At 52.5% G+C, this 14,390-nt stretch carries 7 protein-coding genes; 6 read left to right on the top strand and 1 reads right to left on the bottom strand.

The features are described 5' to 3' along the window. Positions 1 to 125 precede the first annotated feature (125 nt). The 6 genes from G4551_RS17200 to G4551_RS17175 all read left to right on the top strand — a co-directional run bounded on the left by G4551_RS17200 (position 126) and on the right by G4551_RS17175 (position 12,940). Positions 126 to 1,667 carry a peptide MFS transporter gene (locus tag G4551_RS17200; RefSeq protein ID WP_003037736.1) on the top strand — a complete coding sequence of 514 codons (1,542 nt, stop codon included), beginning with the start codon at positions 126 to 128 and terminating at the stop codon, positions 1,665 to 1,667. A 63-nt stretch (positions 1,668 to 1,730) separates the two neighbouring features. After that, on the top strand, positions 1,731 to 2,765 hold the full coding sequence (locus G4551_RS17195; RefSeq protein WP_003838460.1) for a Gfo/Idh/MocA family oxidoreductase: 1,035 nt from the start codon (positions 1,731 to 1,733) through the stop codon (positions 2,763 to 2,765). Positions 2,766 to 2,818: 53 nt separating this feature from the next. Then, complete coding sequence (locus tag G4551_RS17190) at positions 2,819 to 3,037, top strand: zinc ribbon domain-containing protein (protein WP_003838464.1); 219 nt, start codon at positions 2,819 to 2,821, stop codon at positions 3,035 to 3,037. Between the two features lie 205 nt (positions 3,038 to 3,242). Further along, entirely contained in the window at positions 3,243 to 5,441 is a 2,199-nt protein-coding gene (gene sinH / locus G4551_RS17185) for an intimin-like inverse autotransporter SinH (RefSeq protein WP_003838467.1), read from the top strand. Between the two features lie 58 nt (positions 5,442 to 5,499). Further along, complete coding sequence (locus G4551_RS17180) at positions 5,500 to 6,456, top strand: SinI family autotransporter-associated protein (RefSeq protein WP_003838469.1); 957 nt, start codon at positions 5,500 to 5,502, stop codon at positions 6,454 to 6,456. 133 nt (positions 6,457 to 6,589) lie between these two features. Next, positions 6,590 to 12,940, top strand: a complete 6,351-nt coding sequence (locus G4551_RS17175) for an adhesion domain-containing protein (protein ID WP_003838471.1) — start codon at positions 6,590 to 6,592, stop codon at positions 12,938 to 12,940. Between the two features lie 31 nt (positions 12,941 to 12,971). Here the strand turns inward: G4551_RS17175 and xseA are convergent, their stop codons facing one another. Further along, the gene (gene xseA / locus G4551_RS17170) at positions 12,972 to 14,339 is read right to left on the bottom strand and encodes an exodeoxyribonuclease VII large subunit (RefSeq protein ID WP_003838475.1); all 1,368 of its coding nucleotides are present in this window, start codon (positions 14,337 to 14,339) and stop codon (positions 12,972 to 12,974) included. Between the last annotated feature and the right edge of the window lie 51 nt (positions 14,340 to 14,390).

Genomic DNA, 14,390 nt, shown 5'->3' with positions numbered 1-14,390 from the left:
ACTACTGCCAGGTTATCAAATGGTTAAATAAATCTTCGCCGCATGTAAAAAATCGACCAGCTACGTAACTGGTCGGCGTACATCGCGGTGTTTACACGCACGACGACATAACTTTCGGGAGAATTATGCAATCCTCTGTTAATCAAAAAGAAAGCCGAACTTTCTTCGGTCATCCTTATCCGCTCGGCTCATTGTTCTTTACTGAGATGTGGGAGCGTTTTTCGTTTTATGGCATTCGTCCGTTACTGATCCTGTTTATGGCGGCTACCGTTTATGACGGCGGCATGGGACTGGCGCGTGAAAATGCCTCGGCGATTGTCGGTATCTTTGCCGGTACCATGTATCTTGCTGCGCTGCCAGGTGGCTGGCTGGCGGATAACTGGCTTGGTCAACAAAAAGCGGTATGGTATGGCTCCATCCTGATAGCACTTGGTCACCTGTCGATTGCACTCTCGGCCATCATGGGTGACAACCTGTTTTTTATTGGCCTGATGTTCATTGTGCTCGGTTCTGGCCTGTTCAAAACCTGTATCTCGGTGATGGTGGGTACGCTGTATAAAAAAGGCGATGCGCGCCGTGACGGCGGTTTCTCGCTGTTCTACATGGGTATCAACCTGGGTTCCTTCATCGCGCCATTGATCTCCGGCTGGCTGATTAAAACTCACGGCTGGCACTGGGGTTTTGGTATCGGTGGTATCGGAATGTTGGTGGCATTGCTCATCTTCCGTATCTTTGCCGTTCCGGCGATGAAACGCTACGATAGCGAAGTGGGCCTGGACTCGACCTGGAACAGCCCGGTTGTGAAACGTAATGGTGTGGGCGCGTGGCTGCTGGCGCTGGCAGTTGGTGTAGCAATTGTTGTTACCCTGATTGCGCAGGGAGTGATTGTGATTAACCCGGTCGCGGTTGCCAGCATGCTGGTGTACGTGATTGCCGCGTCAGTTGCGCTTTACTTTATCTATCTGTTCGTCTTTGCGGGGCTGAACCGTAAAGAACGTGCCAGGCTGCTGGTTTGCTTTATCCTGCTGGTTTCCGCTGCGTTCTTCTGGTCTGCCTTTGAGCAGAAACCTACCTCGTTCAACCTGTTCGCCAACGACTACACTAACCGTATGATCGGCGATTTTGAAATCCCGGCAGTATGGTTCCAGTCGATTAACGCTTTGTTCATCATTCTGCTGGCCCCGGTATTCAGCTGGGCGTGGCCAAAACTGGCGAGCATGAATATTCGCCCAAGCAGTATCACCAAGTTTGTCATCGGCATTCTCTGCGCAGCGGCGGGCTTTGGCGTGATGATGCTCGCGGCGCAAGACGTGCTGGCAAATGGCGGCGCGGGTGTTTCTCCATTCTGGCTGGTAGGCAGTATCCTGATGCTTACGCTCGGCGAGCTGTGTCTGAGCCCAATTGGTCTGGCGACCATGACGCTGTTGGCACCGGAAAGAATGCGTGGACAGATGATGGGTCTGTGGTTCTGCGCCAGTGCGCTGGGTAACCTGGCCGCGGGTCTGATTGGTGGTCATGTGAAGGCCGACCAGCTTGATATGCTGCCAGATCTCTTTGCGCGCTGCTCGATTGCGCTGCTTATCTGCGCCGCGGTACTGATCGTTCTCATTGTTCCGATTCGTCGCATGCTGGAGAATACACAGACTAAACCGGCAACTAGCGCCTGATAGCACCTCGATGATGCCGGGGCAGACGTTATGCCCCGGTAATTCAACTTTTGAGGTGAGAACATGCTGTTAGGGTTTGTTGGGCTGGGCGCAGTCGTTGAAACGGCATACTTGCCCGCATTACGTAGCCTCTTCGGTGATTCATTACGCTGTGTGGGGTTTGATGTTCAACCCACAAAACAGCCAGCAGGCGTGACGCGTTGTACGTCGCTCGAAGAGCTGCTTACTCAGCCTCTTGATACCCTGTTCATCACGACCGCATCCTTGCATCACCTTGAGGTGCTTGAACAGGCCCTGGCCTCTCCCATCGCACGTATCGTGGTTGAAAAACCTATTGTCGCCACGCTCTCCCAAATTGAAAAACTGAAAATGCTGCTGGCTCAACCAGGAGCCGCCGATCGTGTACTGGCACTCGACCACTGGATGGCGCGCATCGAAACGGTGAAACGAGGGTTGGTCAGCACTTTTGCCGAGATTGTGAAAATCGAAGGTTTTTTGCAGGAGCCAAGTGGATTTAACGCTGCAGGGGAGCCGATAGCGCTTAACTTTGCCACCGGTGAACCGGACACGCGTGAACTTCGCCACCCGGATGGCGTGATTCTGGATATCGGTACGCACGTGTTAGCAATGCTGCGGGAAACGGTACGGTATCTGGGAGGGAATAATGAGATGGTGCTGCGGTTAGTGAGTGCTAAAGACCGTCTGGGACGTGATATCCCCCAGAGTGACCTGACCACGGCAGAAGGCGAGGCGCATCTTCAGGGGCAGATTAGCGGCATTCCACTGGATATCTGGCTCAACAAATATGCAGGGCCAGCTGGTGGGCAAAAAGGTCTGCGGCTTTATCTGCATGACGGACGTATTATCAGCCATGACCGACGCGGTACAGAAGATGTACTGGAAGTGATTGACGGCGAGGTGGTACAACGCTGGAGCATTACTGGTACGATTTACGCCCATTGTCTCGCTGAGCAAATTCTGGGAGCGCAAAGTTTGTTTGAACGTTGTCCGCAGGAGGTGAGCCAAACGACACTGCGCAGGCTGGAAGAAGTGGAGTGCCTGTTAACATTGCAGCAGCAGTTACGTGGGCCACATTAAGCGCATGGTGTTAAAATAAAAGCAGCAATACATTTTCTGTATAAGGACACGATATGTCGATTACCTGCCCGGATTGTCATGCAGAGCTGGAGCCGCAAAATGGTGTGGCGCACTGCGAGCATTGTCACAAAGATATTCAACTGGAAGCGCGTTGTCCGGAATGCCATCTGCCACTGCAAGTATTAAAAGCCTGCGGAGCGGTGGATTATTTCTGTCAGAACGGCCATGGCCTTATTTCGAAGAAACGCGTGGAATATAATGTCATAATATAAATTATATTATGAATAATTTTTGCTGATTAATATTTATTATGAATGCTAATCAGCTTTAATCATTATTATTACAAATATTTTATTTTGCTTTGATAATCTGGCTGATTTTTTAGGATTATATTTAGGTTATAAAGGCATTCATTAGCGTGAATCATAAATATAATGTTCCTGCTGTACAGCAACTTTGTTAATACAGGAACATGTTATGGCCCGAAGGGCGCGCTTTGTTATCTTGCTTGTTCTATTCGTTTCTGGCGCAGTTATTGCCGGGGACAATATTGTTGCGCCTGCAGCAACCAATAACATAAGTGAGTCTACGTTGCCCGATCTCGGCAGTGAGTCGGTACTAAAAGAACAGCATAATAACGAAGATCAATCCATTAAAGAGAAAGGTGTCGACTATTTTATTAACTCTGCGACACAAGGCTTTGAAAACCTGACGCCTGACGCGTTGAAATCACAGGCGCAAAGCTATTTGCAAAATCAAATTACCTCCTCCACGCAATCGTATATAGAAGGGTTAATGTCACCGTACGGAAAAGTACGGACCAGTTTATCTGTTGGCGAAGGGGGCGATCTTGATGGTAGCTCTCTCGACTATTTTGTTCCCTTATACGACAACCAATATACATTGATTTTTACCCAAATCTCCGCGCAGCGTAAAGAGGACCGGACCATTGGAAATATCGGTTTTGGCTTGCGTCAAAATGTGGGGGATTGGTTACTCGGCGGCAACGCTTTTTATGACTACGATTTTAGCCGTGGGCACCGTCGCTTAGGTTTGGGCACTGAGGCATGGACAGATTATCTGAAGCTCTCTGGCAACTATTACCATCCACTTTCTGACTGGAAAGAGTCTGAGGATTTCGAGTTTTATGAAGAGCGCCCTGCCCGGGGATGGGATATTCGGGCTGAAAGCTGGCTGTCATTTTATCCACAGATCGGTGGGAAATTAGTCTACGAGCAGTACTATGGCGATGAAGTGGCATTATTTGGTACCGACAATTTACAAAAAAATCCCCATGCGGTAACCGTTGGTCTCAATTACATGCCTGTGCCGATGGTCACGTTAGGTGCAGATTACAAAGCCGGTACCGGAGATAATGCCGACCTTAGCATCAACGCAACCGTCACTTATCAGTTAGGTACGCCCCTGGCGGCTCAGCTTGATCCGGAAAACGTAAAAATTCAGCGCTCTTTAATGGGCAGTCGTACCGATTTTGTCGAGCGTAATAATTTTATCGTTCTTGAATACCGTGAAAAGGATCCCCTTGATGTTGCATTATGGCTCAAAGCCGATGCGACCAATGTCCATCCTGAATGCGTAATTGAAGACACGCCTGAGTCTGCGGTGGGACTGGAGAAATGTAAGTGGACGATCAATGCGCTTGTCTCTCATCACTACAAAATCATCTCCGCCTCCTGGCAGGCAAAAAATAATGCCAATCGCACATTAGTGATGCCAGTGGTAAAAGCTGATGCCCTCACTGAAGGGAATAATAATCGCTGGAATCTGGTCCTCCCTGCGTGGGTCAACGCGGATACAGAAGCACAGCGTACAGAGTTAAATACCTGGAAAGTGCGCATGACCCTGGAAGATGAAAAGGGGAATAAGCAAAACTCGGGTGCTGTGGAAATTACCGTCCAGCAGGATCGTAAAATCGAATTGATTGTCGATAACGTCGCTGACGCCGATCGTACCGATCATAGCCATGAGGCCAGCGCTTTGGCGGATGGCGTCGATGGTGTTGTGATGGACCTGGTGCTGACCGATTCATTTGGGGATACGACCGATCGTAACGGTAAAGTGCTGGTGGATGAGGCTATGGCGCCTGAACTCTATGACAGCAATGACAAAAAGGTGTCGCTTTCTTCCACCGCTTGTACCGCCGAATTGCCCTGCGTCTTCATTGCCAGCCGTGACAAAAAGGCGGGAACCGTCACGCTCTCCAGTACGCTTCCTGGTACGTTTCGCTGGAAAGCGAAGGAAGACGCCTACGGCGACAGTAACTATGTTGACGTGACGTTTACCGGTGATGCGTTTGATGCGTTGAATGCGCTCATTTATCAAATGAAAACATCTTCTCCCGTTAATTTGAGCGGCAAACAAGATAGGCATCCTGTCGTTAATAATACCTATCGATTTGTACTGTGGCGTGATGCCAATAAAGACGGCGTTTTCCAGATGTCAGAACAACTGGCAGAAGATGAAATGGCGCTTTATGACTATCAATGGGAATTTACCGGGCAAAGCGTGACGGGAAATACCGGAGCACAAGCCAATACCCGCAATGAAGATCTGGTGTTGCCAGCAACAAATAGAGAGGCTGCGCAAAAATTCGCTGCTCATGAGCAGGATGGTATTCAGGGCTATGGCATACGCGTGGTGTATAGCCAGAAATAGTGTCAGCGTAGTGGCTGACCAGCCAGTCGCTGAATGTTGAAGAAAAAGGAGAGTCTTGATGCAATTAGTATTAAAACGGCGGCTGACGAAGGTCGCACTGGCGTTGGCTGTGGCAGGGTATTGTGCTGTGCCTGCAGTCGCGGCTAATGGGAATCTGAAAGCCGGTCAGTGGCAAAGCGCGACAGAAAGTACCGGTACTATTCAAGGGACTATCCCGTGGATTACACGGGCTGCAGATAAAACGGCGGAAACGGATAAAGCACATGTCACGGTGACGATTGACCGTGGTAGTCGAACCGTGGCAACTGAAGGTGACCGGCAGTTTCACGCTGGCGACAAAGTGAAGGTCAACTGGGCTATCGGCGATACGGAAGGTGACCTGGATGCGGATAACACGGCGACCAAAGCGACTGTGCAGTGGATGAGCTATAGCGATCAGAATGGCGGCGATGCACAAGAGATAGGTACAAAAGGCAGCGACACCTATGAAATTCAGGCTGCGGATGCCGATCGCTACATCGGTATTAAAATTACGCCTACCACAACTACCGGCGATCCGAATGTTGCCACAGAATTGCTGCTAAACGATCTGTCGACCAACGCTGGCGGTGGTTCTGACGATGATGACATTCCGGAAGGTCCGGTGGTCGATGAAAATGTCCACGTCGTCATCTACGAGGCGGGTACAACAACCAATCTGTTGGGCACGAGCACCAAACTTAAAACCAACACCACCTATAAAGTGCTGCTGTGGAAAGATAAAAACGCCAGTCGCTCTTACGATGCAGGTGAAGAAGTTACCAGTGATTACAACTACCGCTGGAAATTCACCGGTAACAGTCTGCAGTTGGGTACTGTGGGTGGGATTGTCAACGCTACCTACAACAATAGCGATCTGGTTATTCCGCTTACCAACGCCGAAGCGAAGGCTGCCTTCGATTATGCCGATGGCGTTACCCTCGGCAACGATGGCGTCCAGGGATATGGCTTGTCTATCGACTACCAACGTAAATAAAACCGTGCAAGACCGCTTCCTTAGGGAGCGGTTTTTCCGCGCCCTTTGTTTAGCTCGGGGTTAAGCAAAGTGTGTTGAAACGCGAACACAGAATAAATGGGTAGTGACTGCTCAAGGATGGGGGATCTGGCAGGTGAATAAAGTTTATCGCTCTTTACTGGCGTTAGCTCTGTTAATGGGTGCAGTGCCGGTACTTTCTGCACTAAAAAGTGGGGCATGGCAGGAGTTGCGCACAGCTACGGATGCGATAAACGGCACCCCGCCGACGGCGGACAGCGCGTTCGTTCCGGTTTATCAGGGCAGCGTTGTGCTCTCTCCCGGTGAAGCGCACGCTGTGGCCTTCAGCGCGATGCCCCGCGACTTCAGCGTTGACGATTCAGCCAGCGCACTGCAGTTGGCTAATCCGCTCGATACCGAGGGCGATCTGTTCGCCATACCGCCGCTGCGCTGGGAAAGCGAACAGACGCCCGCTATCAGTTTAGTCTGGGCAGATGCCGCCACACCGGATGAACCGCTTAACCCGCAGCCGGTCGCCAATAAAACGTTCTGTGCGCAGAATATGGCCGGCGGGCATTACGTGGTCTGGCCGCAGCTGGAAGATAGCAGTGCGCTACCCGCGCTTTACCTCATTACGTCGACGGGAACACCGAACAGCAATACGGTTGCTTTAACCGAACAAAAAGTGGCGATTGACGTAGCTACCGCCGTGGGCGAGCCACTGTCACTCAGCGCCGTGCCGATGGACGACACGTTAAAAGCAGCCAAGGTCAAAGCAGGGGAAAGTATCACGCTGACCGTTACCACCCGCGATTGCGCCGGTAACGTGGTGGGCAATACCGCATTTATTATTACCCGCAGCGATGCGCTTAACCGCCAGAACATCGTCAACAATAATGCACCGGTACACGTTGGTGATACGGAACTGACCACCACGGCGACGGAATACCACGGTGTTACGGGCGCTGACGGCAAAGCGACAGTGACCGTCACCCAGGCAAACGGTCCCGGCGTAAAAACTACCCTGACGGTGATGCAGGCAAACAATACGGCGCTAAAAGACAGCGTCGATGTCATTTTCACCACCCTGACCAGCCCGGACAGCGACAAAGCGGCGATGTGGGGGCATATGGAAGAAAGCGCTACGGCAAACGTCGATGGCGTCACCTATACCTTCACGCGTCCAAAACTGACAGCGGAAACCAGTGGCACTAGTGCTACTTTTGCTGTCAGCAATGAAAGCTGGGCGCAGTTTACCTGGGATAGCGCGGATAACCACTGTGCCATTTTGCCGGATGCCGAACAGCTGGTAGCGCTGCGGGCCGCCCACAGCACCGCGGCGGCCTATCCCGGTTGGCCAATTGATACCTACTGGTCGTCCACGAAAGATCAGCTCGATATTTATCACTACGCCACCAGTATGGGGAGCGGGGCGGTGATACGAGAAAGCAACAGTACGGCTTTACTGGTGAGCTGCGTGGATAAAGCGCTGCCTTTAGCGTATCCACAAATCACGCTTTCTCCCGATGCGCCATACAAGGCGGAAGTCGGTGAGACGATTGATGTGATAGCCAGCGTGGTTGACCGGAATACCAATAAACCGTTGCCTTATCGCTATCTTGAACTGTTTGTCGACCCCGCCTCTAACCGTAAAGGGGAGCATAAAGATGAGTGGGATAATCTGCGGGTCGTTGTCCGTAGTGATGATATGCGTGCATCGTCCCCGGAACACTATACCGGGGTAACGGACGCGAACGGTCAGGTACATTTGTCGTTAAGTCATGACAGTGGGGTAGGGGTAGAAACGCCGATCCGCATTGTGATGGCGGATGATGAAGGCGCAAGCATCACGTTCCCCTTTAATGTGATTTTTACGGTGATAACCAGCCCGGACGTTGACGGGGCGAATATGTATGGCCATATGCAACGGGGTATTGTGGAGAAGGGTAATCTCTACAAGCGTCCGCTATTGGCGTCCGAAACAAGTCATAAAACCGGTCAGCAAAGTGAAAATAGCGAAGAATGGGCCACCTTCGATTCTCTGATCTCTGCCACGAATCAGTGCGGCGCAGGTCAGGTCCCCGACACGGGTTCTCTTGAAACGCTCTACAGCGCACATCCTGATAATAAAATCCTGACAGAACACGGCTGGCCGACGGCGTCTGATGCTTATATGGCCGATGATGCCACGCAGATGGCGTACTTTAATCTGGACGATGGTAGCAAGGGGGTCGGTGGCTCAGCCCACTATCTGACCTGTTCAGCCAATGAAATGGTGGCTCAACTGAGTGTCTATTTCAATGACGATGTCTCGTTACGCCTGCCCGTCGCCAAAACAGGCGATCAAATCAAAATGAACGTCCATTCACAAAATGCGTTGAACGGAGCAACGATAGCGAATGTGAAGTTTTCAGTCACCATGGGGCTCGGCAAAAATCGCAGCGGGATGACCACCGGCTTTACTGACCCAAGTCAGGGGGAATTGCTATTTGACAGCGTTGCCTATGGCGCGGGTACATCTTCAATGACGTATGAGGGGATGACGGATGCGAACGGTGACGCGCAAATTATTCTTGCGCAGCCACGCGGCGTGGGGTTAATCACACAGCTAAGCGTAGTACCGATTGATTCACTGCTAAACTCGCCTATCTCGCGTAGCGTGAAGTTTACCGTTCCGACAAGCCCGGATACGCCAAAAGCCCATATGTGGGGGCATATGGCGGACGTCATAACCGTGGATAATCTCACGTTTGAACGCCCGAAACTGGCGGCAGAGTCAGGGGCAACCCGAACCCAGGATGAAGCGAATGAAACCTGGGCTCGCCTCACACATGCCGATGCGCTGGGAAATACCGCCGCCGGGGGATGTGCACTTAATCGTCTGCCGCGTATCGACCAGCTTACCACTTTGTACAATGCCAACAATGACGGCGAGATACATACGGTTGCCGGATGGCCTGTGGGGCTGGACTACTGGTCCGTCACGTACGCCAGCCAGTCCAGCTGGCAGCAGATATCGTTGTCGGGTGGTGAGGTGACGGCGGGGGGCGATGTTTCGGATTACGTCAGTTGCCTGACCAGCGATAACCCGGCGGCGGCGTCCATCACCATTGAACCGGTGGATGCGTCGCAGTGGTATGACAACAACGTTAATAGCGTACATGCGGTAAGAGTGAAGAAAGGCGAGACGCTACAACTGAAGGTCACGGTGAAAGACGCCAATGGAAACCCTGTGCCGCAAGCGCCTTTTGTCATGAGCCGTGGTGATGGTTTTACCCGACAGAATGTTAAACATGCCGCTGGCAGCGGTGATGGTATTGTGTCGCCGGTGGTCATTGACGGCGAATCTGTTAACGACACGGCGACGAAAATCGGCGGCCTGACGGGCGTGGACGGCAGCAAAATCATCAATGTGACCCGCCCGGATACGCATGGCACTAAAGTGGCGATAACGGCGGCGCTGTACGGCAATGCCAGCGTGAGTGCCAGCCTCGACACCATCTTTACGGTGGTCACCAGCCCCGACTCGGACAAGGCGATGCTGTGGGGGCATATGACGGACACGCTGACGGCGGCAGACGGTACGAGCTACCACCGGCCGCTGCTGTACGCGGAGCTGAGTAATACCCTCAATGTGATGAGTTATACGGAAGATAACGAGGTTTGGGCCGGGTTCTATGGGCCTGATAGCGGTAAGAGCAATCCGGACAGTTGCGCCAAAGGCTACTATCCCACGGTCAGTTCGCTGGATTCTCTGTACAGTAAATATCCTGACAGAAGTATCAAAACAGTTCAGGGCTGGCCTATTGACCGTTCTTACTGGAGCGGCACCTACAGTAGCTCGTTCTCGACTGAAACGTTCTCACGTTATTCGGCAGTTGACCTGGACGATGGCAGCCATCAGACATTATCCGCGACGGACGCTAACGGGAGACAGTACCAGATTTGTTCGGATACGCAGACGGCGCAGGCGGTATTGATTACGCTCACGTCAACGCTGACGCAGGATGCCACTGCGCAGGCGGTGAAGGTAAAAACGGGCGATACCATTCCACTGCTGATCACCACCACCGATGCCGCTGGCAACCCGGTGGGGAATATCCCATTTACCCTTAAACGTGACAAAGGAACAGCCCGTACCACTACTTATACCACCTGGAGTACGCCAACGATGCAACTGACGCAGAGCGGGCAGGCGTCGCAGAGCTGGAGTTTCAACGGAACATACTACGGCGTGACGGGCGCAGACGGTACGCTGGCTGTCGATTTGGCTGAGAGTAGTGGGCCAGGCGTCAAAAACGTGCTGACCGCCGGTCTATATAACAGCACAACGGTTACTGCGTCGCTACCTGCGGTGTTTACGACAATCACCAGCCCGGACAGCAATAAAGCCAATATGTGGGGCCATATGCCGGAAACCTTCACCGCCAGCAACGGCACTGAATTTATGCGTCCCAGACTTATGGATGAGCTGGATTCAGCCACTGATACGACTGCCGTTATAGAGAATAATGAAAAGTGGTATACGGTGAAAAACATCGAGAAAGGACGTGGCGCCTGCGCAATGAACCGGATGCCGCGAGCCGCTGATTTGACCTCATTGTCTCAAGGTCATCCGAATGGCGCGTTAGCGACAGATTTAGGCCTCCCGATGATAACGTCGAAATCATGGTGGGCGGGCGATATGGCGATAAAAAGTCAAACCTCGCTGGCGTATCAATATATGAGTCTGAAGACGGGTGTTATCAACACGAACTCAGCATCGACCGTAAGTAATGTTGCACAATTGTGTCTGACCACGGCGCATGAGTCGTTCATCTCCCTTGACTCCAGCGCGTGGAATGAAGAAAAACAGGCTTTTGTGGCGAAAAAAGGCGAGGCGATACCGGTAACCGTAACCGTGACGGACGCAGCCGGCAGGCCGCAGGCGAATACGGTTGTGAGGGTGATGCGCGGCTTTTCATCCTCCCGCAGCAATACATCGGTATCCACCAGTGCGGCAACCATGACGCTCACCCCCACTTCGCCATTGGGGACGGTACTGACCAACTTCACTGGCAACAGTAGCTTGTATGAAGCGACCGGTGAGGATGGTATGTTGCAGTTAACATTAAATCAGGACAATACCACCGGGCTGAAAACGACTATTACCGCCAGCCTGGCAAGTGACAGCCTGGTGAAGGCCAGCAAAGACACCACCTTTACCGTCATTACCAGCCCTGATGTGGCGTCAGCAGATTACTGGGGGCATATGCCGGAGACGGTGCCGGGACCGGATAACGTTGTTTATCAGCGTCCCCACTTGCAGGCAGAAGCACCGTCGGGGGTAGGTTATCTCCTGTACAATAACGAAAAATGGGCCGCGCCGACGCCTGGGCAGGTGCTTTCGACGGATAAATCCGTATGCGGTATTGCGTTTACGCCGATGATGAGCGACCAACAGGCGCTGTATCAGCGTTATCCTCATGGTACGCTGGAAGCGCAGTATGGCTGGCCGGTGAAATCCGATCAGCTCTGGTGGCCGGCTGATTTAAAGTCAGGAAATGCCTATCACACTCTGAACCTGAATACTGGTCAGGTATCCAAGCAGACGAATTCCTCAACGAAAGAGATGCAGGCTTGTCTGGTTGACGCGCGTAATATCCCTGGCTTAATCACGCTGACCTCGACGGTGATGGATGTGGCGAAAGCAGCAGCTGTAGTGAAGAAAGGCGAAGTTATTCCGCTGACGGTGACGGTGAAAGACCGCGCTGGTAATCCAATGCCAAATGAGCCGTTTACCCTGAGTCGATCTGATGCGGAAAGTCGGAACGGTACTGCATACACAGTGAATGGCGCAGACGATTTAACATTGCAGGCGCTGTCTCCTTCGTTGTCAACGACATCAATGACGACAACCAGCGTCGTGTTTAGCGGTGTAACTGGGGCTGACGGTACGGCAACCTTTACGGTGCGCCAGGATGCGAGCCTGGGGTTAAAAACGGCGCTAACGGTTACCGCGACCAATGATGTGTTGCTAGCAACCACCTCAACGCTTGACGTGATATTTACCGTAATAACCAGCCCGGACAGCAACAGCGCCGCTATGTGGGGTCATATGCCGGACACTCTAAGTGTTGATAGCATAACGCTACACCGGCCGCTGCTGTATAGGGAATCCCCTGGAGCAACGGACCAGAGGACGGATAATTATGAATCATGGGCCGGTGTCTATTCTCGAGATACTGGTACTGGCTATGATATGAGCAATAACTGTGGTGGGGTGGCCTATTTCCCGGAAAAAAGTTTACTGGAGAAAATGAGAGACGAACAGATAGCAACAGCTAACGGATGGCCTGTGTCTGTACTGCGTTATGTGAGCCGTACACCTTCGACGTATAACTATTGCGAGGTTTCGTTAAATGAAGGGGGCATCACAAATTGCCCAACAACCCCGACGGGGTCGAATTCGGGCGGGATAGGCTATGGGGCCTGTATTGTGCCGTAAATGCTCACATAGAACGAGGCAAGTAAGAACGTTATTGCGAACGGCGTGGCTTTTTAGTTGGGGTAATGTTGTGAACTTCGCTGGTAATCCAGCCGTCCTCCAGTCGGGTGGTCAGTAGATCGCCCGCTTTCACCTGTTTTACTTTTTTCAGCACCTCTCCATTCTGTGCGGTGGAGACGCTATAGCCGCGCGCTAATGTTGCCAGCGGGCTGACGGCTTCCAGATGGGTGACCGCGTTGCCGAAACGCTCGCGCTGCTCGCTTAGCCGCGCGCGGATATTTTCCGCCAGTCGATATTCCAGTTGCTGCACCCGTGACTGCGCGCGATGAATGCGCGGCTGCGGATTCTGCTGGTTCAGCCGCTGCAGCATGCGCTGCTGACGCTGATTGGCCTGTTTAATTTTATTCTCAAGTGCGAAGTTCATTCTCTGACGCAGTCGTTCCAGCACGGTCTGCTGGCGGGCCAGACGCAGCTGCGGATGCTGCTGTTGCAAGCGGTGATTAAGCTGGGTAAATCGGCGAGTTCGGTTGGCGAGATAGTAATCCATCGCCATTTCCAGACGTTGCTGACCATGCTGAATTTGACGCAGCAGTTCGAGCTGATTGCGGCTGACAATTTCTGCAGCCGCCGACGGCGTTGGCGCGCGCAGGTCGCCGACAAAATCGGCAATGGTCACATCGGTTTCATGGCCGACGGCACTCACCACCGGAATGCGGCTGGCAAATATCGCCCGTGCTACGCGCTCGTCGTTAAAGCTCCACAAATCTTCCAGCGAGCCGCCGCCGCGCCCGACGATTAATACGTCACACTCGCCACGGGCGTTTGCCAGCTCAATTGCGCGCACAATCTGCCCCGGCGCATCGTCGCCCTGGACAGCGGTTGGATAGATAATAACGGGCAGGGAAGGGTCGCGGCGTTTCAATACGTGGAGAATATCGTGTAGCGCTGCCCCGGTTTTCGAGGTTATTACCCCGACGCAGTGGGCCGGTGATGGCAGCGTTTTTTTGAACTGCTGATCGAACAGCCCTTCAGCCTGCAGTTTGGCCTTCAGTTGCTCATACTTCTGTTGCAACAGACCTTCACCCGCAGGCTGCATGCTCTCAACAATTATCTGGTAGTCCCCACGCGGCTCATACAATGTAATGTTGGCGCGCACCAGCACCTGTTGCCCGTGCTGCGGGCGGAACGTTACCCGGCGGTTGCTGTTGCGAAACATCGCGCAGCGAACCTGAGCGGTGTCATCTTTGAGCGTGAAGTACCAATGACCCGAGGACGGCTGAGTGAAATTGGAGATTTCACCGCTGATCCACACTTGCCCCATTTCCTGCTCAAGCAGCAAACGAACCGTCTGATTCAGGCGGCTTACGGTAAAAATTGAGGTGGTCTGAGAGGATAACATGTGAGCGGGATCAAATTCTAAATCAGCAGGTTATTCAGTCGAAAGTAACAT

The organism is Citrobacter freundii ATCC 8090 = MTCC 1658 = NBRC 12681 (assembly GCF_011064845.1).
GTDB classification, from domain to species: Bacteria; Pseudomonadota; Gammaproteobacteria; order Enterobacterales; family Enterobacteriaceae; genus Citrobacter; species Citrobacter freundii.
Note: the sequence above shows the minus strand (reverse complement) of the source record. Positions and strands in the feature narration are given on the sequence as shown.